The following is a 24,510-nucleotide window of genomic DNA, read 5'->3' on the forward strand; positions in this document are numbered from 1 at the left end:
GAAACAGTCAGGGCGAATTTCCCATTTTGTTGATTTAAAACGTTTTACTGGGAAGTTTTTGGAACTTTATAGGTTCTTGGCAGTCTAATCTTTATCCGTTATATTTGCGGCTGCTAAGTTCGGAGGTTAAAGCATGGGTACGAGTTTACAGCTCATTGAAAAACTGGTTCCGGGCGCCAATCTTGAGGCTTATATACAGGCCGCGAGCCGCATTCCGGTATTGACCGTGGATGAAGAGCGGGAACTGGCCGAACGCCTTCACTACGAAGAAAACGTAGACGCGGCCCGCCAGTTGGTGCTGTCTCACCTGCGTTTCGTTATTCATATTGCCCGCAGCTATTCAGGTTATGGGTTGGCGCAGGCTGACCTGATTCAAGAAGGCAATGTGGGCCTGATGAAGGCCGTTAAACGCTTTAATCCAGAATACGGTGTGCGGCTGGTATCGTTTGCTGTGCACTGGATCAAGGCGGAGATTCACGAGTTCATATTGCGCAACTGGCGCATTGTGAAAGTGGCGACCACCAAGTCCCAGCGTAAACTGTTCTTTAATTTGCGTAGCCAGAAGAAAAAGCTGGCGTGGCTGAGTCACGAAGAGCTTAATGCTGTGGCTGCAGATTTGGGTGTCGAGCCAAAGGTTGTGCGGGAAATGGAAGGGCGTTTGTCTTCCCATGATACTGCCTTTGATGGCCCGATGGATGATGACGACGATAACGCCTACAAAGCACCGGCGTATTACTTGGAAGATCATCGCAACGACCCAGCTGTTCAGCTTGAAAACGCGAACTGGACTGAAAGTTCCAAGGGCCGTCTGATGCAGGCTCTGGGCACGCTGGATGAGCGCAGCCAAGATATTCTGCGTGAGCGCTGGCTGTCTGAAAACAAGGCAACGCTTCATCAGTTGGCCGATAGGTACGGCATATCTGCCGAGCGTATTCGCCAGCTGGAGAAGAATGCCATGAAGAAAATCCGGTTACAGATGGCAGAAGCTGCCTGAACCAGGTATTCGTCGGGACGTCTTGAAACGCCACCACCGTTTAGGTTGGTGGCGTTTTTGTTTGTGGCTGACCGTCGCCGTTTGCGACACCCTCTTACAGGATCGTAACTGGCCGGTGTCCCGAGTTATTCGTACTCTGTTGTTAATGTAATCCGTTATTGGGAGGGGATCCGGTGAAAGCACTGGTAATCGAAGATGATCAGGACGTAGCAAACTATCTTGTAAAAGGGCTGAAAGAATCAGACTTCGTGGTCGATCATGCTGCCGATGGCAAAGATGGCATGATGATGGCCGCCAGTGAAGATTACGACATCATGATTGTCGATCGCATGCTTCCGGGTATGGACGGTCTGTCGATCATCAAAACCGTTCGCGCTACGGGCAACCAAGTACCGGTTCTGATTTTGAGTGCTTTGGGTGATGTAGATGATCGCGTTGAAGGACTGCGAGGCGGCGGTGATGACTACCTGACCAAGCCTTTCTCCTTTACCGAGTTACTTGCACGAATTGAATCGTTGGTACGCCGGAACCGCCAGTCTGCGGAAACCGAAACCGTGCTGAGGGTGGCGGATCTGGAAATGGACCTGCTAGCCCGAACCGTGAAGCGCTCAGGCCAGAATATTGATGTTCAGCCCCGGGAATTCCGGCTGCTGGAATATTTGATGCGCAACGCCGGCCAAGTGGTTACTCGGACCATGCTGCTAGAAAAAGTTTGGGACTATCATTTTGATCCCCAGACCAACGTAATCGACGTGCACATTAGCCGTCTTCGAGCAAAGATCGACAAGGAGTTCGAGACACCCTTACTGCAAACCATACGTGGTGCAGGGTACATGCTACGTGAAACTGCTTAGCCAGCTCAGGACATCGTCCTTCCAGCTTGCCCTGCTGTACATGGTGGTGTTTGCCACCTCGGTATTTTTATTACTGGCCTTTATTTATTGGCGTACAGCGGGTTTTATGACCGCTCAAACCGACGAAACCATTGAAGCAGAGATCGCCGGGCTAGCGGAACAGTACCGAGGACGTGGCGTAAACGGCCTGATCACGATTATTCGTGAGCGGGTTGCCCGCGATCCCAATGCAAAAACCATTTATCTGCTGACCACCGAAGACTTTCTTAAGCTAGCCGGCAATGTCGAAACCTGGCCAGAAGGTTCCCGCTCAGAAAGTGGCTGGATAAACTTCACGCTCAGCTCCGCTGTGGGTTGGACTGGCCCAGAGCGCCTCGCCCGCGCCCGTATTTTCGAGGTTCAGGGTGGTTTGAGGCTTCTTGTTGGGCGCGATGTTGACGAGCTCACTGCCCTCAAGCGGGTTATTGAAACCGCCATCAATTGGGGTATGGGGATCACCCTCGCGCTGGCGCTGCTTGGCGGGTTTTTAATGAGCCGAAGTACAACCCGCCGCATCGAAATTATCAACACCACCTCCCGACGAATTATGAACGGACACCTCTCCTTACGTATACCCACCCGTGGTACCGAGGATGATTTCGATCAGCTGGCGGAAAACCTGAACCAGATGCTGGACCGAATTGTGTACCTGATGGAAGGTATCCGGCATGTGTCTGACAGCATTGCCCACGACCTCCGTACACCCCTTACGCGGTTGCGGAACCAACTTGAAAATACGTTGATGTCCGTCGACAACGACGAAGCTCGCGAGCAGGCTGGTCGCGCCGTTGCGGAAGCGGATCAGCTGCTGGCGACCTTTAACGCGCTATTGCGTATCGCGCGTCTTGAGACCAAAGGCAGCTCGTCTGATATGAAGCGGGTATCCTTGGACGAACTGGTATCCGATGCGTGTGAGCTTTATGAGGCAGTGTCGGAAGACAAAGAGCAGACGTTTGAGCAATCCCTTGAGGCCGGTGTCATCATTGAGGGCGATCGGGACCTGTTATTTCAGATGATCAGTAACCTGATTGATAATGCGATCAAATACACGCCCGAACATGGCACAATTGGTGTGGGCGTCCGAAAGGAAGGCGAAGAGGCTGTTTTCGAGGTTAGAGACAGCGGCATTGGCATTCCTGATGAGGAAAAGGATCAGGTATTTCAGCGCTTCTATCGGGTTGGCAAGAGTCGCTCTCTTCCCGGCAATGGGTTGGGCCTTAGTTTGGTGAATGCGGTCGCGGGGATTCATAAAGGGCGGATCGTTCTTAGCAATACCTACGAGGAAGAGCCGCCAGGCTTAACAGTAGCAGTACGAATGCCAGCCCCCACCCGGGTACGTAAACGCATCAGGGCCACCCAAACGGGGCAGGCAAGCGAAACGGCCAGCGATGACTCACCGGCATCACAAAAACCCGTTGTGCCTGAGCCTTAGTGGCTCGGGCGGAACCGATTGACCTGTGTCTTCACCGGCGCAATCAAGGCGCCTGTTCGGGTTTCAATTTGCTGGGTAATCTGCTCAAGCTGCGAGCGACGAAGGTTCATGCGAACCTGAATGCTGTCCCACTCGCCTTCAAGGTGCTTCTGCTCGGCCATTAGAAAGGCCGCAATGTTGTGGCGGTTGAGCTTTGCAGTAATCCCCATTTGGTCGAGGCGATAGCCTAAGGCATCAACGCCTTCAAAGGCCATGTTCAGGAACTTTTGAGTGTTCATTCTGCTATCTCCATAGCTGGGAACGGATATAAGGTTTGATGGGTGAAAACTATCGACGTTCCCTAGAGTGTACAACCTAATTTCCCGCCCCCAAGCTCAAGGATACACCCTGACTAAAAGGTAATTCATTGGCAAGGGCGCGGTAACACTGAGTGTGGATAATAGATATTGTAGATTGAAGCAAGCATCAATAGCCGCTTGCTTCTTCCTCCAGCACAGCGCTAGCCTTGCCCCGTTTTTACGGGGTTTTTTTATGCCTGAATAATACTACTTAACGTATTCAATGGTATTGATATACCAGGTGATCGACCCAGAGTCGGTGCATACCTCGGCTTCATCGCCCACTTCTTTTTTTAGCAATGCCCGGGCCATTGGGGAATCGATGGAAATATAATCGTTGCGGCTGAATATCTCATCGTAGCCCACGATTTTGAACTTCAGAGTTTTCTCTTCATCGTTCTCAACTTCTACCCAAGCCCCGAAAAAAACCTTCCCTTCTTGCTCAGGGTGATGCTCAACCACCTTGAGTTTGTCTAGGCAACGCCTCAGATAGCGCACCCGACGATCGATTTCCCGAAGCCGTTTCTTGTTGTACTGGTAATCAGCGTTTTCACTGCGATCGCCCAGGCTGGCGGCCCATGTAACTTTTTTCGTGACCTCAGGGCGCTCGAATCGCCAGAGTTCATCGTGTTCTTTTTGCAGGTCATCGTAGCCCTGCCTGGTAATGAGTGGTGTTTTCAAGGCTGCTCCTGTTATTGCAAAGAAGGTGGGCTATTAAAACCTGCGCAAGTTCAAAGTTCAGGGCGTGTATCTAACGATTTGATCATTCACACCAGTGAAAGTTGTCACAAAACGGTCAATCAACTGAGAAACACGACAAGCTTGGCGATAGACTGATCAAAAATTGACACCTTTCGGAGAAAGCGTGTCCCAAATCAGGATGGACGCCATGAATGTCTTGCATCGTATTGCCGGATCGTCTGAATTGATACGTTTTAGACTTATCCCTGTAGCCGTTCTAGTTATGGTAGCAGGATCGGCCAGCGCACAGACTCATTCTGGCGAGAACCCGGTGTTTGAGATTGAACAACGCTCAACGCTGGAAACCATCCAGTTTCGCTCCATTGCCGAAGATGCTCTGTCGAATACAGTGATCGAGGGTGGCTTAGCCGCTCCAGCTGAAGGCGTCCCGGTGCAGCCAGCAGGCAACGATGATTTTTATCTGGATCCTCTGGCCCTGCAACCTGGTGATGGTCGCACAGATCTTGGGCGCTCAGAAATACCAGTACAGTTCCGCTTTAGTACGCCAAAATCTATTCCTGGGCAGACCCATAGCAGCAACTACGTGATCCGCCCGCCGGAAAACCGCACTTATGAAACGCTCAATGTGAATATGACGGGTCGTTAACCCCACTTGAGCGAGAACTTGTCGTTTTGTTCCGCAGTTTGAGAAAGTGAGCCTGTTGTGTCATAACGAGATTGACACCCTATAAATGTGACGATGGGTGCCAGCCTCTAGAACGGCGTGTCGACGCCGCTGTGCTGAACAGCTAGCCACGGTTCCAAAAAACACGGCGGCCGATCTTGAGCCGCTGACTGCAAGAAGGGAGAAAGCGATGCACTCGGCAGACGCATTCAAGGCCGCTCGCCAGCAGTTGCTGGATCTGCGCGAAGACTACGACCGCGCCTACGAGGCCTTCAAATGGCCCGAACTAGGCCGGTTTAACTGGGCGCTCGACTGGTTCGATGATTACGCGAATGGCAACGACAAGATCGCGCTCTGGCTGGCGGATGCTGACGGCAGCGAGTACCTTTACAGCTTTGAACAGATGCGACAGCGTTCCAACCAAGTAGCGAATTTCCTACGCGACCATGGGCTTGGGCGGGGCGACACCCTGTTAATCATGCTCGATAACGTCAGCGAACTCTGGGAAACCATGCTGGCTGCGATCAAGCTAGGTGCTGTCGTTATTCCGGCCAGCACGCTGTTATCGCAGAAGGATCTTGGCGACCGGTTGGCGCGCGGCGGTGTCACCCATATTCTTGCCGCCGACGAGCATGTCGCCAAATTTGAGGGTGTAGCCGGCGAACGGGCCTGTATCGTCGTCGGTGAGCCCAGCGGGCAGTGGATTGGCTACGAGGCGGCGTATGATTCATCTGTCGAGTTTGAGCCGGAGGGCGTAACCCACGCCACCGACCCGATGCTGCTGTACTTTACTTCGGGCACCACCTCCTTGCCCAAGCTCGTGCTGCACACACATCAGAGCTACCCCGTGGGCTCTCTGTCGACCATGTACTGGCTCGGCCTGGAGCCGGACGATATCCATTTCAATATCAGTTCGCCCGGCTGGGCCAAACACGCCTGGTCGAATCTGTTCGCGCCCTGGGACGCCGGCTGCACGGTGTTTGTTTATCGCCAGCCGCGCTTCGATGCGCCCGCTACGTTGAAAGTTATCGCCGATAAGGGCGTGACCTCTCTGTGCGCACCGCCCACTGTTTGGCGCATGCTCATACAGGAGGATCTGTCGGCCTATGATGTAAAGCTCAAGAGCCTGGTGGGTGCGGGTGAACCGCTCAACCCGGAAGTGATTACGCGGGTCGAGAAGCTCTGGGGTCTCAGGATTCGGGACGGCTATGGCCAGACCGAGACCACGGCCCAGATCGGCAATCCGCCCGCCCAGAAAATGAAATCCGGCTCCATGGGCCGGCCGCTGCCGGGCTACAAAATTGCGTTGCTCGATGCCCGCGATCAGGAGCAGGACGAAGGCGAGATTGCCATAGATGTGCGCAACCAGCGTCCGCTGGGCCTGATGCAGGAATACCGTGATGATCCCGAACGCATGGCTCAAGCGCTGCACGACGGCTTTTATCGCACCGGCGATGTGGCCAGCCGCGACGGCGATGGCTATTACTGGTACGTCGGCCGCGCCGACGACGTGTTCAAGAGCTCGGATTATCGCGTTAGCCCGTTCGAGCTCGAGTCCATTCTCATCGAGCACGAATCTGTGGCAGAGGCCGCTGTCGTGCCGGCACCCGACGAGATGCGGCTGAGTGTGCCCAAGGCCTATATCGTGCTGCGCCGCGACTACGAGCCAGGACCGGAGGCGGCCAAGGCGCTGTTCGTGTTCACCCGTGAGCGCATGGCGCCGTACATGCGGATTCGAGAGCTGGAATTCGCCGAGTTGCCTAAGACCATCTCGGGCAAAATTCGGCGTGTTGAGCTACGCGCCCACGCTGCCGGCAGTGATCACGGCGAATATGCCTATGCTGAAGCCGATTTTCCCGAGTTGAAGGACTGACCGGGGCAAGTCGTAGCAAGTCCGGGCTTTCGCGCCCGGGTTTGCAGCATCATTGGGATGCCCCCCCAACCACAGAAAACCACGTGCCTTTCGGGTCTTGGGCAACGGCGATATAGGCGGGGCCAGGCACCTCAATGGGGCCGTGGTGAACCGTACCGCCCGCAGTCCTGATCGCCTGATAACTCAGTTGGTTTCAGCCATCCTGAGTCCTGCGTCAGCATCCTGCCTCCGAGTCGAAGACCGGCTCGAATCCGCCCCATACCATGCGCATGCCGTCGAAAGGCATTTCTGGCATCTCTTTCATCGCCGGGTCGTTTTCCATTTTTTGCCAGGAGGCGTCCGCGGTCGCTTTGTCAGGCCATTCAATCCACGAAAATACGATGGTTTCATCATCCTTGGCTTTCACTGCGCCATAGAAATCAGTGACCTTGCCCTGGGGCACGTCATCGCCCCAAGTCTCAACCATGCGGGTTGCACCATAGGCTTTGAAAAGCGGCCAGGCGGCCTCCACATGCTCAATATATGTGTCTTTATTCGCAGTCGGAACCGCTGCGATTACACCAGTGTAATAAGTCATCTCGCCTCGCATGCTCTAAACCTGATCGGTGACCGTTGGGCGCTGACAGTACCAGGTCATGACCCGACGCGCTTTATCAGCCCCTCAGCGTTGATGATATCCATGGGCGTGAACCTGATGCGTGACTGTGCCGAGGGGCGCGAGGCAGTGGCGGGCTTTGACTTTGGCAGCGAAGCGTTCGAGATGAGACTGCAAGCCGGTCGGTTACATACCGTCTCGGTTACACGACCAGATGCGCCCTTTGTGCTATCAGGTAATGGCAACTCACTGGCAATGGCCGTCTATGGCGCGGCTCCTCTGGAGCAGTTGAACGCGAAGGAGGTTATCGGCGTGGATGGCGATACTGCTGTCGCGCAGGATTTCATTGATCTTTTCAGGCTGACAGCTCAGCCATGACTCGGGCAATTCCAACTTGGGCCCGTCGAAGCTCTGTCTCGGCTGACTGAGCTATATACGCCATCAGGAAAATGTTTTAGCGAAGAGCCGACAAAAAAGGGGAGAGGACTTGGCCGCTCCCCTAGGGTCTACGTCCGGGATCAGACAGCAAAACGGTTTACTTGAGAGCGTCAAGCTTGTCGATATACTGCTGCATGGCGTCGTCTTTGGACATGCCTTCGTACTTTTCCCAGGCGTCATACTTGGCGCGACCAACAAAATCCATCATGCCTGGGCGCTTGCCCGACACATCGCCTTCAGTGCCCTGCTTGTAAAGAGCGTAGAATTCCAGCTTCATTTCGTTGGAGGGTTTGAAGTCACCTTCCGCCGTCTTAATGTGGTTTACTGCCTCGTCGAATTTGGTTTTCAAGTCACTCATGTCAATTTCCTCCTTGGTTACTGTGATATTGCTGTGCAGTTTTACTAGGGTTTGCAGGAGTATAGCCACGGTGCTGCTCGCCGTCATTGACCGATTCTACGGTTACTATCGCCTGTAAGGTGCAGGCATCCACACAGGCTACCCACAAACATAAAAGCTTTGGCAAAAGTTTGCCTGCCCGCACAATTTGATGCTGGGCTGGCCAGTTTTTGCTTGAGAAACCAGATCTATCTGTGTACAGTTTTGCCGTTGCGTACCAGGAGGGTATGCGCCAAGGATTGAACAACTGCAAATGATTTGCACAGGGAGCAAGCCATGTCGTCTAAAGACGGTTCTGTCGCGCCGAAAGAGCGCATCAATATCAAATATGTCCCCGCCACCGGAGATCAGCAGGCCGAAACCGAGCTGCCGCTGAAGATGTTCGTAGTGGGTGATTTCAAGGGACACGCCGAAGAAACCCCCATCGAAGAACGTAAGGCTATTTCTGTCGACAAGAACAACTTCCGTTCTGTCATGAAAGAAGCGGGCCTCACGCTTTCCACCGCCGTATCCAACCAGTTGGAAGAGACAGCCGACGAACTGCCGGTAAACCTCGAATTCCAGACATTGGATGATTTCTCGCCCGACAGCATTGCCCGTCAGGTTCCCGAATTGAAACAGCTGATTGAATTGCGGGAAGCTCTGGTTGCTCTAAAGGGGCCGCTGGGTAATGTGCCTTCGTTCCGATCCAAGCTACAGGAACTGTTGGATAACGACGAAGCCCGGGAAACGCTGTTGTCTGAGTTGGAATTAGCTACAGACGGCGAGTAATCAAAGCCACCGCTTGAGTGCGGTGCACAACACCCAATATCAATCACGTACTGAAGGGATGTGGTATGTCTGATACTGCTGCGCAGCAATCTGCTGCCTCCGAATCCGCAATGGAAGGCTCGTTGCTTGACCAGGTTATGGCCAATAGCCGCATGGCACCGGCCGATGAGGGCTACGATGTGGCCCGTAAAGGCGTTGCAACGTTTATCGCTAACCTGCTGAAAAGCGATGAAAAAGGCCAGCCGGTCAACAAGGCACTGGTCGACCAGATGGTGGTCGAGCTGGATCGAAAAATCAGCGCTCAGATGGATGAAATCCTGCACGCGCCCAAGCTGCAGGAATTGGAATCATCCTGGCGTGGCCTCAAGCTGATGGTTGATCGCACGGATTTCCGTGAGAACATCAAGGTGGATATCCTGCACGCCACCAAAACCGAATTGCTGGAAGACTTCGAGTTTGCTCCCGATGTTACCCAGACCGGTTTCTACAAGCACATTTACTCTACCGAATATGGCCAGTTTGGCGGTGAGCCCGTAGGTGCCGTTGTGGGCAACTATGCCTTTACTCCGTCTACCCCAGATATGAAGCTGCTGCAGTATGTTTCATCTGTGGGTGCCATGGCCCACGCGCCCTTCCTGTCTTCTGTTGCGCCGTCGTTCTTTGGCGTAGACAGCTACCAGGAGTTGCCGGCCATCAAGGAACTGAAAGCCGTTTTTGAGGGGCCGAAATACGCCAAGTGGCGCTCACTTCGGGAATCCGAAGACGCCCGTTACCTGGGCCTTGCGTCGCCACGTTTCCTGCTGCGGGTGCCCTACGACCCCACCGAGAACCCGATAAGCAGCTTTAACTACAAAGAAGAAGTATCGGGCGACCACGAGCACTACCTATGGGGTAACACCGCCTATCTGCTAGCTACCCGTTTAACTGAAAGCTTTGCCAAATACCGCTGGTGCCCGAATATTATTGGCCCACAAAGTGGTGGCGCGGTTGAAGACCTGCCGGTTCACCTGTTCGATTCTTTCGGCCAGCTGGAAGCCAAGATTCCGACCGAAGTGTTGATCACCGATCGTCGCGAATATGAAATGGCAGACGAAGGTTTTATCTCGCTCACCATGCGTAAGGGCAGTGACAACGCCGCTTTCTTCTCTGCCAACTCCGTCCAGAAGCCCAAGCAGTTCCCGAACACCAAGGAAGGCAAAGAGGCAGAGACCAACTACAAGTTGGGCACCCAGCTGCCTTACATGATGATTGTTAACCGTCTGGCCCACTATATCAAGGTGCTGCAGCGCGAGCAGATCGGCTCTTGGAAAGAGCGTCAGGATCTGGAGCGCGAGCTAAATACCTGGATTCGCCAATACGTAGCCGACCAGGAAAACCCACCGGCCGAAGTACGCAGCCGTCGCCCGCTGCGCGCTGCTCAGGTAACGGTTTCCGATGTAGAAGGCGATCCAGGCTGGTACCAGGTGTCCCTGGCTGTGCGCCCCCACTTCAAATACATGGGGGCAAACTTCGAGTTGTCACTTGTGGGCCGTCTGGACAAGGATTAACCCGTGCTCAGTGGAAGCCCACAAAACATGGGAGGCAGCCTGTTCGAACGACTGGAACAGGCTGCCGATCCAGCAGGGCAGGGCATGGGCGAAGTGACCCATGTGGTGAGTTCCATCAAACGTCACCTGGTTCGCCTGCTCAATGCCCATCCCGGTAATAGTGCTTGTGTGCCGGAACTGGGGTTGCTGGATTTCAACGATGCGACCTTGGGCACCTACGATCTGAGTATCCAGATCCGAAGCGCGATCCGGCAGTGCATTGAAAAGTACGAGCCCAGAGTGAAGCGGGTCGATGTGTTGGCATTACCCCAGGGCCCAGACCCATTGCAGTTGCGTTTCCAGGTAACGGTATACCTGAACGTAGGCTCAAAAGACGACAAAACGACAATAGATTTATTACTAGATGACAAACGTTACTACCGAGTGATGTAACGAAAAAGATCAGCGAACACCAAGGATGGAAGGAGCCGGTGGGGATGCTTTTCTGCAGGGAAAAAAATGTCTGAGCACAGCGAGTTGTTTTTTCCCGGAAGAAAAGTATACCGACCGGCTCATACTCCCAAGGATGCGGTAGTTGTATGAAGTTAAACCGATTTTACAGGGACGAACTAAGCTTTTTGCGATTGCAGGGGCGCGAGTTTGCGGAGGCGCATCCGCAGCTGACGCGATTCTTGTCAGAACAAAGCACAGACCCGGACGTTGAGCGTTTATTAGAAGGCTTTGCGTTTTTAACCGGGAAGCTTCGCGAGAAGGTTGAGGACGAGTTTCCAGAGCTGACGCACTCTTTGTTGAACATGCTTTGGCCAAACTATCTCCGACCAGTTCCGAGCTGCACGATTATGCGGTTTGACCCACAGTTACATGCGATCAGTGAACGGCAGACGGTTGATCGGCATACGGAGATCAAGAGCCGGCCGTTAGGTGATGCTACTCGCCAGACTCAATGCAGGTTTCGCACTTGCCGGGCAGTAGATGTGTTTCCGATCAGCGTAGCCGACGCCTCTGCAGAGCATTCACGGGAAGTGTCGTCGATGACCGTGGATCTGGCACTGCATACAGATCAACCATTGAGCGCTCTTGGTCTGGATAATCTGCGCTTCTACTTGGGTGGCGATAACCATACTGCGGAAACGCTCTACCTTTGGCTGAATCATTACCTTAGCCGTATGGAGTTGGTTGTTGGGGAGACGGTCTATAGTTTACCGACTTCCATGTTGAAACCCGTCGGATTTGCCAACGATGAGGCTTTGTTGCCTTATCCCAAGAATGCGTATCCAGGGTATCGAATTTTGCAGGAATACCTGAGTTTTCCAGAAGCATTCCGGTTCGTGGATATTGCTGGACTAGGGAATCGACTGCCGGCGATTCAGGCGGATGAGGTCAGCTTACGTTTCCATTTCAGCCGAATTTTGCCGCCAGATGCGCGAATTCGGGCTGACAATATGCAGCTTTACTGCACGCCCGCTGTGAATCTGTTTACCCACGAGGGTGAGCCGGTAGATCTTAATGGGCGGCAGACGGAGTACCGGGTTCTGGCATCCAGCCGGTCACCGGATCATTTTGAAGTGTTTAGTATTGAGCAGGTTGAAGGCTGGTTGGAGGGCCGTTCCGGGCGGGGTGAGCGTCGAATTTATACCGCGTTTGAGAGCTTTCAGCATGAGGTTGAGCGAGATCGTGGTCGCACGGCGCTGTATTACCGGGTGCGGGCCCGGGACAGTGTTCGGGGCGATGGGTTTGACCACTACATGTCATTTGTTCGTGGGGATGAGTCTGACTGCATGGATCGTCAGGAAGCGATTTCATTGACCATGACCTGCACCAACCGGCAATTACCTCAGCAGCTGGCGGTCGGGGAAGTATGCATGGCAACAGAGACCACGCCGGCGTTTGCGTCATTCAGCAATATCACTCGTCCTACTGCTACGTTGCGGCCGACCCTTGATGGCAGTTTGTTGTGGACGCTGATCTCCAATCTTTCGCTGAACTACCTCTCCATGCTGGATGTGGATGCTCTGCGCACGGTATTGCGGGTGTATGACTTCCGAGCATTGGTGGATCGCCAGGCTGAGCGGGTGTCCCAAAAGCGCCTTGCCGGTATCAGCGCCATTGAAACCAACCCGGTAGACAAGATGATTCGGGGGCTGCCGGTGCGGGGCATTCGCTCGGTGATGAAGCTGGATCAGCAGGCTTTTGCCTCAGAAGGCGATTTGTACCTGTTCGGAACAGTGCTTAGCCAGTTCTTTGCACTTTATGCCAGTATCAACGCATTTCACCAACTGGAAGTGGTGAATACAGACAACCAGGAACGGTATACATGGACGTTACAGCAAGGTCAGCAGCCGCTGATGTAGCCGGCCTGCAACCCGTTCTGGGTAATGCGCGGAGATACAGTTTTTTTCAGCTGGTGGACCTGATTCACCGTCACCACGGTGATGATCAGGAACGTGGTCGGGACGATCAGCCTCAGCGGGAGCGCATCCGGTTTTCTGCATCGGCAGGGTTGGGATTTCCCGGTAGTGATGTGGTTTCTGCGTTGTCGCCAGAGCACGAACATGCGCCTTATCAGATGGAAGTCAGCTTTCTGGGTCTGCACGGTTCACAGTCGCCGCTGCCCGGCTATTACCTTGAGGATCTTGCTTGGGAGGCCGGCCAGGATCTCGGGATACGTCGGCACTTTCTGGATTTTTTTAATCACCGGCTGGTCACTTTGTTTCACCGGTCGTGGCGCAAATACCGCTATTACGTGCGTTTTCGCCCCGGCGCTTCGGATGGCTTTTCCGATCTTATATACGCGCTTGTAGGCCTTGGCGATAGCCGGTTGCGCGAAGCTACGCCGGTTAACTGGTCAAAGATGCTGGCGTATTCCGGGTTGATGGCTGGCCGCAGCCGCTCTCCGGAAGTGGTCAGTGGCATCGTGGGTCACTGTTTCGATCTGGACGATGTCAGCATCGAACAGTGGGTTTTGCGCAAGGTAGCTATTGGCGTCGATCAGCAAACACGTCTTGGCCAGAGCAACGCTACGCTGGGAAATGACACGTTGGTTGGCTCTCAGGTTCGCGATCGCAGCGGCAAGTTTATCCTGCGGATTCGTAACCTGAGCCGTCAGCGTTTCGCGGATTTTCTACCCAACGGACAGGATCACCAGCGCTTGGTGAAACTGGTTGAGTTTGCCACTCGCGAGCAGCTGGCCTATGACCTAGAGCTGCAGATGCGGGCACAGGATATTCGCCCAATGCAGCTGGGAGAAGATGTGCGTTTGGGTTGGAACTCATTTGTGACGCCGGAGAAATCCCCGTGTCGGCCGGCCGTTCGAATTCAAATACGCCGTTAACAGGGAAAAGGACCAACATCATGGAAGAGCGGCAGATAATCAAACTGAAGCTAACGGTTACCAATCCTGGCACCACACGCAGTGGCGCCAGCATTGAGCACAGTTTTGGCTTGCAAGGTGGCTCCATCGGCACCGCCGAGAACGATACCTGGCAACTGGCGGCACACCGCACCGGTGCCGTTCCTGGGCATGCAGAAATCCGGCTTCTTGATGGCGGCTTCTGTCTGATCGATCGCAGTGGCCGAACCTACATTAACAGCGCCACCCAGCCGGTGGGGCGTGGTCGCCGGGCACGGCTGAACCAGGGCGATACCGTCAGCATTGGCCGTTACCGCATACGGGCAGAATTATTAGCAGGAGCGCTGTCAGCCGTACCGGCTGATCCGGAGCTGGAGCATCGAGAGGCTGCAGAAGATAGACGGCTGGTGGATGTGGCAGAAGGCGAACTGAGCCGGGGGGCCGGGGGAGATAGCGATCTGCAGCTCACTGAGCCTCTGGAGGGGCTGGCGCCAACAGCGGCAGAAACTGTCAGCACGGATCCCATGTTGCACTGGCGGAGTGAGCCACCCCGTGCTGATCAGGAAGAAAGCACGCTGATGGCAAGCGAGCGGACCTGGTTTGCGGCTGAAACCGACGTAACAGATGAATACCGTGAAAGTCGCGACGTTGCGATGGGTCTTCCAGTAAGAAAAGGAGAGAGAGACAGGATGTCGCAGATCAATACCAGTGCACTGGATCAGGGATCTGGTGAGAAGAATGACCACTCGAGCGATAAAAGCCGCAAACACATCAGTGCCACCCCGTTGATGCAGGGCATGGAAGCCGGGCTTCACTTTGCTGACAGTGATGGCATGCAGTTGTTTCTGGAAGAGGCCGGGCAAACGCTCAAGGCGGCGATAGAAGGGTTGCTGACTCTACACCAGGGGGAAGATAGCCGGCATCAGGCGTTGCGCACCCGGTTGCAGCCCATTGAGGACAACCCGTTGCGCCTTGGCGGCGATTACGAAGAAACTGTTCAAACGTTGTTCGCCAGCCAGCGCAGCCCAGTGCACTTGTCGGCGCCCGCCGCCGTGCAGGAAAGCCTGCAGAGCTTGAATCACCACCAGCGGGCCACTGGTGAGGCCATCAGCGAAGCACTGGAAGCCATTCTCCACGCGTTTTCACCAGAAGCATTACTCCGTCGCTTTCATGGCTACCGCCGTGGCTTGCAGCAGAATGAAGACGAAGGCCGCTGGGCCTGGGACATGTACCAGCACTATTACCGGGAATTGAAATCGAGTCGTCAGCAGGGCTTTGAGCGTCTGTTCCAAGAGGTGTTCGATCAGGCTTACGACCAACATCTGCGCCAACTACAAAGGGAGAACGTGTTGTGAACATCTGCAAATGGAGTTTGCTGGCGATGGTACTTGTGCTTGCGGGGTGCAGCACGCCCTATAACGCCGTGACCAAGACCGCGAAAGTGCTCTGGGATCCGGACATTCCTGTGGGCTATGCCGAGGATCTTCCCAGCCGGGTGGATCTGACCATGGTTGCTGAGCCAGGCGTGAACCCGAACGAGTCTCTGGCACCCACGCCCATTGCCTTTCAGATTATTGAAATGCGTGACAGTTCATTGCTGATGGCAGGTGATTTCGACCAGCTATTGAACGACCTGAAGGCGTCTCTGGGTCGGAATTATATCGATCACAGTGATTACACCCTCGTGCCCAACCAGTTCAAGTTTGTGGAACCGTTCGAGATCAGTAAAGACACCCGGTTCATCGGCGTGATTGCGTTCTACGCCTACCCGAACATGTCCCAGTGGAAGAAAGTGGTCAGAGTGGATCCGGTCGGGGGTCGCTATCATTTGCTGGTGAATCTGCGGGATAGAGAAGTGCAACTCAAGCGGTCGGAAGAAACCTGATGGCAGTTACAAATCGAGTCGTTTGGAGTGATGGTTTGTTTATCAAGCCCCAGCACTTCCAACAGCAGCAGCGGTACCTGGAGCACCAGATTAATGAACGGTCCCTGGCCGTTTCGGATTACCTGTATGGCTTCAGCGATCTGGAATTGAATGCGGAGTACCTAAGCTTCGGGCGCGTGGGGCTGGTACGAGCCAGTGGGCTGTTTCCCGATGGTACCCGCTTCAATTTACCCCAGGACGACGTGATGCCAGAGCCCCTGGAAATCGCCGACGCGTCGGTGGCCAACCAGGTTGTGTACTTGGCTCTGCCTTTAGGCAGCGACAGTCTGGCAGAAGTTGAGTGGCCAGATACGTCGATGGCAGGAAGGTTTCGGGCCCAGAGTGAGGAAATCCGAGACCTGCATTCCATTGATGGCGACGCCCACACCATCGACGTGGCCCGTGTAGCGCCACGCCTGATGCTGGAGCGGGATGACCGCAGCGCCTATGCCGCACTGGCCATTGGCCGGATTCTGGAAAAGCGCCCGGATGGCAGCCTGGTGATGGATCCCAACTTTATGCCGACCATGCTCAGCGTTCGCTCCGCGCCTAGGTTGCAGAGATTCGTCGGCGAAATGGCGGGCCTGATGCGCGAACGTGCCCGCAATATTGCGGAACGTGTTGGCGCGCCTGGGCAAGGCGGCGTTGCCGATGTGGCGGATTTCATGCTGTTGCAGATGCTTAACCGGGCCCACCCGAGGTTTATGCACTTGGCCCGCTTACGGCAATTGCACCCGGAACGACTCTACGAGGCTTTGTTGGAACTTTGCGGTGAGTTGGTGACCTTCACAGATGAAGGCCGTTTGCCCCGGGAATACCTGGCCTACGATCACGACCTGCCCGAAGACTGCTTTACACCTTTGATGCAGGTCTTGCGGCAATCTCTCAGCACGGTACTGGAGCCCCGCGCATTGGCTATTCAACTGCAGCAGCGCCAGTACGGTCTGACCGTCGCACCGGTGCAAGACGGCCAGCTGATTCAGGGCGCCGAATTTATTCTGGCGGTCAAGGCCGACATGCCGCTGGACGATCTGCGCAAGCAGTTCACCCAGCAGTGCAAAGTGGCCTCGGTAGAAAAAATCCGCGATCTCATCAGCCTGCAACTGCCGGGTATTCCGCTGTCGGCTCTGCCCGTGGCTCCGCGCCAGTTGCCGTATCATGCCGGGTTTGTGTACTTCCGGCTGGACGATCAAAGCCAGGCCTGGCAAATGCTCGACAACGCCAGCGGTTTTGCCTTTCACGTAGCGGGTAGTTTTCCAGGGCTGGAAATGCAGTTCTGGGCAATCAGGAGCTAAACCATGACAGATGCACCGGTAATGGATTTACCCAATGGCAGCAGTCATTCCGGCGGCAGTGCATTCAGTGACTTGTTGTTTGCTGATGAGCCTACCCAAAGCGGTCTTTCCGACAGCGACTTTGGCAATGAGCAGTTCCAGCTACGGGGGTTGGAAGACAATCGCCTGATCGACGCCGCCACGCCCTTGCTTGGGCTGGTGATTCGAATTCGTCGGCTGGCGGATTATCGCGCCGTTGAAAGCCTCTATCAACAGGTAGTGGACGAGGTGGCGGCTATAGATCGCGAGTTGATCGAGCAGGGTTACGAACGCCCGACGGTGGTGGCGTATCGCTATGTGCTTTGTGCCTTCATTGATGAAGCGGTGCTGGGTACGGATTGGGGCGCCCACAGTGTCTGGTCGCAGCACTCGTTGCTGTCGCGCTTTCACAACGAAACCTGGGGTGGCGAGAAGGTATTTGCCATTCTCGCGCGCATGGAGCAGGAGCCGGCGCGCTACAAGGACATGCTGGCGTTTATCTACCTGTGTCTGTGCCTGGGCTTTGAAGGCCGTTACAAAGTAATGGAAAACGGCCGCGATGAGTACGAGCAGATTCTGCGTGGGCTTCATGAGCAACTCCTGTCACTCGAGGTAGGCCAAGATCAGGAACCCCTGGCAGATGCGCTCATTAATGTAACGCCGGCGCGTAATCGCCTGCGTAGCGGCCTGCCGATCTGGGGTATTGCCGGGCTATTTTTGGTGGCCATGGCGGGAATTTACAGTCTTTACAACATAGCGCTGGAAGAACGCATCAGGGATGTGCTCAGCGTATTGGAACAACTACCGAAATAAGGATATCACTGTGATTCGGGTAGAACTGCCGGCGCTGATCGGGCGCCTCAACGACATTTGTCGCAACGGGCTGGAAGCCTCTGCGGCCCTGTGTATCAGCCGCCAGGGAGCAGAAATCACCCCGGCCCACCTGTTGTTCAAATTACTGGAAACGCCATTTTCTGACGTGCGCCAGATTCTGGAGCAAGCCGGAATTAACCATCAAGAATTTCAGCCGCTTGTTGGTGAAAGCCTGAACGGTGAACTGCAGACCGCAGAGCCGTATCCATCTTTTTCGCCGCTGCTGATCGACCTGCTGCAGGACGCCTGGCTGCTGGCTTCCACCGAGCTAGGCCATCAGGATTTGCGCTCCGGCGCTGTATTCCTGGCCTTGTTGATGAACGCCGACCGCTACCTCATGCTACAGGTTAGCCAGCAACTCCGGGATATTAACCGGGAGCACCTGCGCCGTCAGTTTGACACCATGACCGCCGGTTCTGCCGAACGCCCGAAAATGGCGCAGGGCGAAACAGGTGCACCCCAGGCCGAGGCGGATATGGATCCGCTCAAACGCTACGCTACCGATTTTACCGCGCTGGCCCGTGCCGGAAAGTTGGACCCGGTGGTGTGCCGTGATGCTGAAATCGATCAGATGATTGATATCCTCTGCCGCCGGCGCAAAAACAACCCAATCGTGGTGGGGGATGCCGGCGTTGGCAAAAGCGCCGTAGTGGAAGGCCTGGCCTTGCGCATCGTTAACGGCGAGGTGCCCGAACGCCTTAAAAAAGTAGAACTCTGGACTCTGGACATGGGCGCACTGCAGGCCGGCGCCTCGGTAAAAGGCGAGTTCGAGAAGCGCTTAAAAGGTGTTATAGAGGCGGTGAAAGGCTCAGCCACCCCTATTATTCTGTTCATCGACGAAGCCCATACTTTGATTGGCGCCGGCAATAGTGAAGGCGGGTCGGATGCTGCCAACCTGCTCAAGCCCGCACTGGCCCGTGGCGAGCTGCGCACCATCGCTGCCACAACTTGGCGCGAGTATAAAAAATACTTTGAGAAAGACCCGGCCCTCAGCCGCCGCTTCCAGCCAGTGGCGCTGGACGAACCCAGCCCGGCACAGGCTGTGCACATTCTTCGTGGCCTGCGCACCGTGTATGAAAAATCTCACCAAGTACTCATCGCCGACAGCGCCCTGAAAGCCGCCTCCGAAATGTCTGCCCGCTACCTGGCTGGTCGGCAGCTTCCGGATAAAGCCATCGACGTGCTGGATACGGCTTGTGCCCGGGTTAGCCTAAACCTGAGCACTCCGCCACGCCGGCTTAGCCACGTACGCAGCGAACTGCACCAGCTCTCCATGGAGCAGGAACTGCTCAGTCGCGAGCACACCCTCGGCCAGAACGTCGATGCCGACCGGGAAACCGAACTGCAACAGCGCATCGCCGAATTGAACGAGCAGGCTGCGGAGCTGGAACAGAGCTGGAATGCCCAGCGTGACCTGGTTGCGCGCTTGGTTGAGGTTCGGGAGCAGCTGCTGAACCCTGCAGAGGTCGACGACGCAATGGCCGAAAGCGAAAGCACGACAGAAGCGTTTGGCCTGGAAGAGCATCCAGACTTACAAAGCGAAGCCGCTGCCATCGAGCAGGAACTGACCGAGTTGCAGGCCGACGAGCCATTGGTGCACGCCCGGGTAGACGCCCGCCAGATTGCCGAAGTTATCGCTGATTGGACCGGCATCCCCGTCAACAGCATGACCACCGACGAACTGCAAAAAATCACCCACTTGCCATCGTACCTGCAAGCCCACATCAAAGGCCAAAACACCGCCATTGATTGCCTGCACCAGCACCTGCTCACCGCTCGCGCAGACCTTCGCCGCCCCGGTCGCCCTATGGGCGCCTTCCTGCTGGTTGGCCCTAGCGGCGTAGGCAAAACTGAAACTGTTGTACAGCTGGCAGACCTGCTCTACGGCGGCCGCCAGTTTCTCACCACCATCAACATGTCCGAGTATCAGGAGAAACACACCGTCTCCCGCCTGATCGGCTCACCACCTGGCTACGTTGGTTATGGCGAAGGCGGCATTCTCACCGAAGCCATCCGCCAAAAACCCTACTCCGTGGTGCTGCTGGACGAAGTAGAAAAAGCCCACCCGGAAGTGCTTAACCTATTCTACCAAGCCTTCGACAAAGGCGAGTTGGCAGACGGAGAAGGCCGATTAATCGACTGCAAAAACATCGTCTTTTTCCTGACCTCCAATCTCGGCTATCAGACCATCGTCCACCACGCCGAACAACCTGAGAAAATCGAAGAAGCCCTATACCCGGAACTGGCCGACTTCTTCAAACCAGCCCTGCTGGCCCGAATGGAAGTGGTGCCGTTCTTGCCACTGGGCGAAGACACCCTAAACCGCATCGTCGGCGACAAACTGGAGCGCCTGGCCGACCAGATTCGCGACCGCTACCACACAGAAGTGGTTATGGAAGACGGCCTGGTTGAAGCCATCCGAAGCCGCGCAACGCGTAGTGAAAATGGTGCGCGAATGCTGGAATCGATCATTGAAGGCGAATTGCTGCCGCCGATCTCGCTAGCGCTGCTGGAAAAGTTGGCCGCGAAAGAGCCGGTTACACAGGTAACGCTGGGCGTTTCCGAAAATAAGTTTTCAGGCATTGTGATCTGAGGGTAACTGAAACCTAGCGTAGCCGCCCCGCAGGGTGCGCGAATGGCAATCTCCGTTTTAACAATACTGGGAAGAAAAAAATGGGACGGATGCAGATGGAACTGCACACCGGCATTGAACTTGCGGTCGCACTGACCCATCAAACAACACTGCCGGATTTGCTGAAAACCGCCACAACACAGCTGGAAAACGCCTTCGGCCTAACCCGCTGTTGGGCACTGGAACTCGATCTTAGTGGCCGCACACTGCACTGCAGCGACCTGCCCGAGCCCGGCGAATTCGACTGTGGCGACTTCAGCCACCCCTTCGCCCACCTGCTGCAAACTGGCAAAGCCCGCGAACTCACCCGCGCCGCCAGCTACCGCCTCGATCACCCAGGATTCCAAAGTCTGATCGAAGCCAGTGACCGGCCAAAATCCCTGTGGCTCGAGCCTCTTCGTGGCGACGACGGCCGAACCCTCGGCATACTCGTACTCTGCCGGGACGAATCCGACTGGAGTGGCATAACCGCTCAACCCCTGTATTGCGGCTTACTGCAACTGCTCACGCATCAGTGGGTATCGCAACTGCAAAGCCGCGACCAGGTCTGGCAGCGCCGCCTACTCAAACGCTCCCTAGACAACTTGCATGATGCAGAAACTGTTCGCAAACGTTGCGAAATACTGGCTCAAACCCTCGTCGGCCCCTCAGAAACCATGACCAAACTGCGGGCTCAGGTTGTCCGTGCCGCTGGCAGCCAGCTGTCCGTGCTGGTTCAGGGCGAAACCGGCTGCGGCAAAGACGTAGTTGCCCGAGGCATTCACGAACTCTCGGACCGCGCCGAAGGCCCCATGGTCGTGGTCAACTGTGCCGCCATTCCAGACAGTCTTCTGGAAAGCGAACTCTTCGGCCATACCAAAGGCGCGTTTTCCGGCGCCGATCAAGCCAAAGAAGGGCTTTTGGCTCAAGCTGATGGCGGCACGCTCTTTTTGGACGAAATCGGCGACATGCCCCTGGCCCTGCAGTCCAAACTGTTGCGGGTTCTGGAAAGCCGCGAGTTTCGGCCCCTTGGCGCCCGCCAGGAGCAGCATTCTGATTTCCGATTGGTTGCAGCTACCCACCAGCCTCTTCACCAGAGCATCAAAGACGGTAGTTTCCGCCAGGATCTGTTTTATCGCCTGGGCCAGTTTCCGTTACACGTCACGCCTCTACGTGAACGGTTGGACGACCTTGAATCTCTCAGCCGCCACTTCATTCGCCTATATACCGAGCGCGAAGGCACCGGGCCACTGGGTATCAGCAGCCATGCTCTGCGAACGTTCTTAAGCTATGACTTTCCCGGCAATGCCCGGGAGTTGCGTAACATCATCGAGTTGGCTTGCTTGCAGACCCCGGCCGGAGATGACATTCAACCAGAAGCGCTCAGGCTTACAGATTTCTTTTCGGAGCAGGGCGGCCCAGAGACGCCGGTTACTGTATCGGATTGCCCAGGCACCCCCATTGCACCCGAAGCAGACAATATCCGCGATCTCAAAGCAGCCGCCCAAGCGTTTGAGGCCGCCGTTATCCGGGACCGTTTGCGCCAATACGGCGGCAACCGCGCCCAAGCTGCGGAGAGCCTTGGCCTACCAAAGCGCACGCTTGCCCATAAGTGTCTGAAGTATCAGGTAGCCGAAGCATGAGGTATTCGAAAATCGTTTCACTGGCCATAGGCGCAGTGGCGTTGAGCCTGACAGCTGTGTGCGCGTCAGTTCAGGCAGGGCCGTTGGACGACGCTCGGCGATGCACCGTTGAAACCCAACGCCTAGAGCGGTTGGCCTGTTTTGATGAAGTATTCGGTACGCCTTTGGCAGAGCCGGAAACCAGTACCGAGACAGACTCTGGATTACGGGTGTTAACGCGCTCAGGGCGCTGGCGTGAGGCCTACGCACAAGTAGAAGCTGCGCCCGTTGCGGGCGGTGTTGGCTACCGCGATACCGGGCAGGCCGCTGGTCTTTTGATCACAGTGTCGGCGCTGGGCGCACAGCCGCCCCGGCCTTTGCTGGCTCTGCAGTGTCACAACAACATCACCGAACTTACCCTGATGCTACCTGAACCACTGGATGCCGAACGTGTAAATCTTGCGCTTGGAACCACTGAGGCAACGGGCCAAAGCGCCTGGAGAGTGCGTGATAACGGTTATGTGCTTAGCATCGGGCGCGGTTTGCCGGCTATTCGAGCGGTCAAAGAGATAGGGCAGGGAACCGATATCCGTGTTTACTCCGAAAGCAGCCGCATCGACGGCTTGTTGTTCGACTTAACGGGTTTTCAAAATGCCATTCGTCCGCTTCGCGAGCGTTGCGGCTGGTAGTTGGGCAGCGAACAAGCAAGGACAGAACTATGCAGGTTATCGAACAGCATCCTTACGTTGAACAGGTCATCACGCCATTGGACGGCGAGTCAGCCACAGGTCACGGGTTGGGAGAGGACGACGCCCTCGCGTTCCTTGAAGACGAAATCATGAAAATCGGCTCGCTTGCCCATACCGAGATTGACTGGGGCAAAGTTGAGAGCGAATCCCTGAAAATTCTGTCTGCCCGCAGCAAGGATCTGAAAGTTCTTGGTTTCCTTCTGATTGCTCTGCAGCGTGGTGGTGACGGTGAGCGTTTTGCACTGTCGATTTACCTGCTGAACCGGGTGCTGGAAACCTGGTGGGAAGAAGGCTGGCCGTACCCCGGTGATAAAGGCAAACGTGCGCGCAAAATGATGTTTACTCAAATGCTTCAGCGCGCAAGCAAGGGCGTTGCGGGAATATCCTTCGATGCCAGCGTGGGGGATGGCCGCAGTTTCTGCCTTGAGATACTGATAAAACTCCAGGCCCAGGCGCAAGAAAGAGAATTGCCCGACGACGCACTGGCGGATCTAAAGCGTTCAGTTGAAAAACTACCCCAGCCCCAAGAAGCCGGCGCCAGCACAGGTAAAGGCTCAGAGGCGCCGTCTGCCAGTTATTCCGAAGCGGTAGGTGATAGTGCTCGGGCAAGCGCAGCGCCTTCGGCAACGTCAGCCAGTTCATCGCTCGGTGCCCTTACACTAGATCCAGGTAATGAGCGGGCTACCCGCCAGAGCCTGTTAAAAGTGGCAGATATGCTGACTGGAACCGAGCCGGAGCGTCCACTGGGTTACCAGATTCGCCGGTATGCCATCTGGCAGAGCATAACATCGGTGCCGCCAACCCGGGATGGTAAGCGCTCCGATCTGGCGGCAGTCAGTGCGGATCGAGTGGCGGAATACCGTGAAGCCTTGGAAAAGTCGCCGGATCCAGCACTGTGGCAACGCATTGAACAGAGTCTTTCAGTAAGCCCGTTCTGGCTAGATGGCCACTGGCTCAGTGCCAGCGTGGCCTCGGCTTTGGGATGCGAAAGCTGCGCTGAGGCCATTCGCGCCGCCGTTGATGAATTTGTAGAAAGACTGCCTCAATTAACGGAACTGACCTTTAACGATGGCACCCCATTTCTGTCCCCAGACGCACAGGGTTGGCTCTGGTCGGCATCTACATCTGGGCAAGCTGGCGGCAGTGCCAGCCCTTGGGAGCAGGCTTATAACACGGCTCGAGAGCTGGTTGGCCAGAAAGGTCTGGCACCTGCGATGCAGATTTTGGAAGAGGGGTTGGGGGAAGCCCGTGAGCCCCGGGAGCAATTCTATTGGCGTCTGGCCTCGGCACGTTTGATGAAAGACATCGGTTTGGTCAGTCTGGCCACCCAGCAGATTCAGGATCTGCAGCAGCAGGTAGGTGGACGGGCGATTGAAGACTGGGAGCCGGCTTTACTGAAACAACTTGAACGACTGGCCTGAGGGC

At 55.5% G+C, this 24,510-nt stretch carries 23 protein-coding genes; 19 read left to right on the top strand and 4 right to left on the bottom strand.

What is annotated here, in order from left to right; all coding sequences use genetic code 11:
- Nucleotides 1–133 precede the first annotated feature (133 nt).
- From rpoH to ACTH3S_RS05275, 3 genes are all read left to right on the top strand, one after another.
- Nucleotides 134–994 (top strand): RNA polymerase sigma factor RpoH, encoded by an 861-nt coding sequence (gene rpoH / locus ACTH3S_RS05265; protein WP_441807979.1) that lies wholly within the window; start codon nt 134–136, stop codon nt 992–994.
- 173 nt (nt 995–1,167) lie between these two features.
- A complete protein-coding gene (locus ACTH3S_RS05270; RefSeq protein ID WP_071268369.1) occupies nt 1,168–1,848 on the top strand; it encodes a winged helix-turn-helix domain-containing protein in 681 nt (226 codons plus the stop codon).
- A complete protein-coding gene (locus ACTH3S_RS05275) occupies nt 1,835–3,319 on the top strand; it encodes an ATP-binding protein (RefSeq protein ID WP_441807980.1) in 1,485 nt (494 codons plus the stop codon). The genes ACTH3S_RS05270 and ACTH3S_RS05275 overlap by 14 nt, the downstream gene beginning before the upstream one ends.
- Here the strand turns inward: ACTH3S_RS05275 and ACTH3S_RS05280 are convergent.
- Together ACTH3S_RS05280 and greB are read right to left on the bottom strand one after the other, a co-directional pair.
- The gene (locus tag ACTH3S_RS05280; RefSeq protein ID WP_441807981.1) at nt 3,316–3,597 is read right to left on the bottom strand and encodes a hypothetical protein; all 282 of its coding nucleotides are present in this window, start codon (nt 3,595–3,597) and stop codon (nt 3,316–3,318) included. The genes ACTH3S_RS05275 and ACTH3S_RS05280 overlap by 4 nt on opposite strands.
- Nucleotides 3,598–3,864: 267 nt before the next feature.
- A complete protein-coding gene (gene greB, locus ACTH3S_RS05285) occupies nt 3,865–4,338 on the bottom strand; it encodes a transcription elongation factor GreB (protein WP_441807982.1) in 474 nt (157 codons plus the stop codon).
- Between the two features lie 208 nt (nt 4,339–4,546).
- On the opposite strand from greB, the gene ACTH3S_RS05290 reads away from it, so the two are divergent.
- Together ACTH3S_RS05290 and ACTH3S_RS05295 are read left to right on the top strand one after the other, a co-directional pair.
- Nucleotides 4,547–5,005, top strand: a complete 459-nt coding sequence (locus ACTH3S_RS05290) for a hypothetical protein (protein ID WP_441807983.1) — start codon at nt 4,547–4,549, stop codon at nt 5,003–5,005.
- 208 nt (nt 5,006–5,213) lie between these two features.
- Nucleotides 5,214–6,896, top strand: coding sequence for an AMP-binding protein (locus tag ACTH3S_RS05295; protein WP_441807984.1), 1,683 nt, complete (start codon nt 5,214–5,216; stop codon nt 6,894–6,896).
- A 214-nt stretch (nt 6,897–7,110) separates the two neighbouring features.
- Here ACTH3S_RS05295 and ACTH3S_RS05300 read toward each other — a convergent pair whose 3' ends face one another.
- Nucleotides 7,111–7,473, bottom strand: coding sequence for a DUF1428 domain-containing protein (locus ACTH3S_RS05300; protein WP_441807985.1), 363 nt, complete (start codon nt 7,471–7,473; stop codon nt 7,111–7,113).
- Between ACTH3S_RS05300 and ACTH3S_RS05305 the strand changes: the two genes are divergently transcribed.
- The gene (locus ACTH3S_RS05305; protein ID WP_441808005.1) at nt 7,408–7,869 is read left to right on the top strand and encodes a hypothetical protein; all 462 of its coding nucleotides are present in this window, start codon (nt 7,408–7,410) and stop codon (nt 7,867–7,869) included. The two genes, ACTH3S_RS05300 and ACTH3S_RS05305, sit on opposite strands and share 66 nt — an antisense overlap.
- 157 nt (nt 7,870–8,026) lie before the next feature.
- Here the strand turns inward: ACTH3S_RS05305 and ACTH3S_RS05310 are convergent, their stop codons facing one another.
- Nucleotides 8,027–8,287: an acyl-CoA-binding protein gene (locus ACTH3S_RS05310; RefSeq protein WP_441807986.1), complete on the bottom strand. Its 261-nt coding sequence runs from the start codon at nt 8,285–8,287 to the stop codon at nt 8,027–8,029.
- A gap of 315 nt (nt 8,288–8,602) precedes the next feature.
- On the opposite strand from ACTH3S_RS05310, the gene tssB reads away from it, so the two are divergent.
- The 13 genes from tssB (at nt 8,603) to tssA (ending at nt 24,506) form a co-directional block, all read left to right on the top strand.
- Nucleotides 8,603–9,097, top strand: a complete 495-nt coding sequence (gene tssB, locus ACTH3S_RS05315) for a type VI secretion system contractile sheath small subunit (protein ID WP_441807987.1) — start codon at nt 8,603–8,605, stop codon at nt 9,095–9,097.
- Nucleotides 9,098–9,162: 65 nt separating this feature from the next.
- Nucleotides 9,163–10,644, top strand: a complete 1,482-nt coding sequence (gene tssC, locus ACTH3S_RS05320; RefSeq protein ID WP_441807988.1) for a type VI secretion system contractile sheath large subunit — start codon at nt 9,163–9,165, stop codon at nt 10,642–10,644.
- Nucleotides 10,645–10,671: 27 nt separating this feature from the next.
- On the top strand, nt 10,672–11,076 hold the full coding sequence (tssE, locus tag ACTH3S_RS05325; RefSeq protein ID WP_441808003.1) for a type VI secretion system baseplate subunit TssE: 405 nt from the start codon (nt 10,672–10,674) through the stop codon (nt 11,074–11,076).
- 146 nt (nt 11,077–11,222) lie between these two features.
- The gene (tssF, locus tag ACTH3S_RS05330) at nt 11,223–12,995 is read left to right on the top strand and encodes a type VI secretion system baseplate subunit TssF (protein WP_441807989.1); all 1,773 of its coding nucleotides are present in this window, start codon (nt 11,223–11,225) and stop codon (nt 12,993–12,995) included.
- A complete protein-coding gene (gene tssG, locus ACTH3S_RS05335) occupies nt 12,959–13,975 on the top strand; it encodes a type VI secretion system baseplate subunit TssG (protein ID WP_441807990.1) in 1,017 nt (338 codons plus the stop codon). The genes tssF and tssG overlap by 37 nt, the downstream gene beginning before the upstream one ends.
- A 20-nt stretch (nt 13,976–13,995) precedes the next feature.
- Entirely contained in the window at nt 13,996–15,348 is a 1,353-nt protein-coding gene (gene tagH, locus ACTH3S_RS05340; RefSeq protein WP_441807991.1) for a type VI secretion system-associated FHA domain protein TagH, read from the top strand.
- A complete protein-coding gene (tssJ, locus tag ACTH3S_RS05345) occupies nt 15,345–15,878 on the top strand; it encodes a type VI secretion system lipoprotein TssJ (RefSeq protein ID WP_441807992.1) in 534 nt (177 codons plus the stop codon). The genes tagH and tssJ overlap by 4 nt, the downstream gene beginning before the upstream one ends.
- On the top strand, nt 15,878–17,212 hold the full coding sequence (gene tssK / locus ACTH3S_RS05350) for a type VI secretion system baseplate subunit TssK (RefSeq protein WP_441807993.1): 1,335 nt from the start codon (nt 15,878–15,880) through the stop codon (nt 17,210–17,212). The genes tssJ and tssK overlap by 1 nt, the downstream gene beginning before the upstream one ends.
- Nucleotides 17,213–17,215: 3 nt before the next feature.
- A complete protein-coding gene (gene icmH / locus ACTH3S_RS05355) occupies nt 17,216–18,043 on the top strand; it encodes a type IVB secretion system protein IcmH/DotU (RefSeq protein ID WP_441807994.1) in 828 nt (275 codons plus the stop codon).
- On the top strand, nt 18,009–20,696 hold the full coding sequence (gene tssH, locus ACTH3S_RS05360) for a type VI secretion system ATPase TssH (protein ID WP_441807995.1): 2,688 nt from the start codon (nt 18,009–18,011) through the stop codon (nt 20,694–20,696). Before icmH ends, tssH begins: the two co-directional genes overlap by 35 nt.
- Nucleotides 20,697–20,785: 89 nt before the next feature.
- A complete protein-coding gene (locus ACTH3S_RS05365) occupies nt 20,786–22,357 on the top strand; it encodes a sigma-54-dependent Fis family transcriptional regulator (RefSeq protein WP_441808004.1) in 1,572 nt (523 codons plus the stop codon).
- Nucleotides 22,354–23,025 (top strand): type VI secretion system-associated protein VasI, encoded by a 672-nt coding sequence (gene vasI / locus ACTH3S_RS05370; RefSeq protein WP_441807996.1) that lies wholly within the window; start codon nt 22,354–22,356, stop codon nt 23,023–23,025. The genes ACTH3S_RS05365 and vasI overlap by 4 nt, the downstream gene beginning before the upstream one ends.
- Nucleotides 23,026–23,054: 29 nt before the next feature.
- Nucleotides 23,055–24,506, top strand: coding sequence for a type VI secretion system protein TssA (tssA, locus tag ACTH3S_RS05375; RefSeq protein WP_441807997.1), 1,452 nt, complete (start codon nt 23,055–23,057; stop codon nt 24,504–24,506).
- Nucleotides 24,507–24,510: the final 4 nt, after the last annotated feature.

Source organism: Marinobacter sp. (genome assembly GCF_052094685.1).
Classification (GTDB): domain Bacteria; phylum Pseudomonadota; class Gammaproteobacteria; order Pseudomonadales; family Oleiphilaceae; genus Marinobacter.

What these genes read in the sequence shown, in the direction of transcription:
- ACTH3S_RS05290 (WP_441807983.1), top strand. Translation starts at nt 4,547, where the DNA reads ATGAATGTCTTGCATCGTATTGCCGGATCGTCTGAATTGATACGTTTT.
- ACTH3S_RS05295 (WP_441807984.1), top strand. Translation starts at nt 5,214, where the DNA reads ATGCACTCGGCAGACGCATTCAAGGCCGCTCGCCAGCAGTTGCTGGAT.
- tssK (WP_441807993.1), top strand. Translation starts at nt 15,878, where the DNA reads ATGGCAGTTACAAATCGAGTCGTTTGGAGTGATGGTTTGTTTATCAAG.
- tagH (WP_441807991.1), top strand. Translation starts at nt 13,996, where the DNA reads ATGGAAGAGCGGCAGATAATCAAACTGAAGCTAACGGTTACCAATCCT.
- tssE (WP_441808003.1), top strand. Translation starts at nt 10,672, where the DNA reads ATGGGAGGCAGCCTGTTCGAACGACTGGAACAGGCTGCCGATCCAGCA.
- tssG (WP_441807990.1), top strand. Translation starts at nt 12,959, where the DNA reads ATGGACGTTACAGCAAGGTCAGCAGCCGCTGATGTAGCCGGCCTGCAA.
- tssC (WP_441807988.1), top strand. Translation starts at nt 9,163, where the DNA reads ATGTCTGATACTGCTGCGCAGCAATCTGCTGCCTCCGAATCCGCAATG.
- ACTH3S_RS05365 (WP_441808004.1), top strand. Translation starts at nt 20,786, where the DNA reads ATGCAGATGGAACTGCACACCGGCATTGAACTTGCGGTCGCACTGACC.
- tssH (WP_441807995.1), top strand. Translation starts at nt 18,009, where the DNA reads ATGTGCTCAGCGTATTGGAACAACTACCGAAATAAGGATATCACTGTG.
- ACTH3S_RS05300 (WP_441807985.1), bottom strand. Translation starts at nt 7,473, where the DNA reads ATGACTTATTACACTGGTGTAATCGCAGCGGTTCCGACTGCGAATAAA.
- ACTH3S_RS05305 (WP_441808005.1), top strand. Translation starts at nt 7,408, where the DNA reads ATGCTCAATATATGTGTCTTTATTCGCAGTCGGAACCGCTGCGATTAC.
- tssA (WP_441807997.1), top strand. Translation starts at nt 23,055, where the DNA reads ATGCAGGTTATCGAACAGCATCCTTACGTTGAACAGGTCATCACGCCA.
- vasI (WP_441807996.1), top strand. Translation starts at nt 22,354, where the DNA reads ATGAGGTATTCGAAAATCGTTTCACTGGCCATAGGCGCAGTGGCGTTG.
- rpoH (WP_441807979.1), top strand. Translation starts at nt 134, where the DNA reads ATGGGTACGAGTTTACAGCTCATTGAAAAACTGGTTCCGGGCGCCAAT.
- tssB (WP_441807987.1), top strand. Translation starts at nt 8,603, where the DNA reads ATGTCGTCTAAAGACGGTTCTGTCGCGCCGAAAGAGCGCATCAATATC.
- tssF (WP_441807989.1), top strand. Translation starts at nt 11,223, where the DNA reads ATGAAGTTAAACCGATTTTACAGGGACGAACTAAGCTTTTTGCGATTG.
- ACTH3S_RS05280 (WP_441807981.1), bottom strand. Translation starts at nt 3,597, where the DNA reads ATGAACACTCAAAAGTTCCTGAACATGGCCTTTGAAGGCGTTGATGCC.
- ACTH3S_RS05310 (WP_441807986.1), bottom strand. Translation starts at nt 8,287, where the DNA reads ATGAGTGACTTGAAAACCAAATTCGACGAGGCAGTAAACCACATTAAG.
- icmH (WP_441807994.1), top strand. Translation starts at nt 17,216, where the DNA reads ATGACAGATGCACCGGTAATGGATTTACCCAATGGCAGCAGTCATTCC.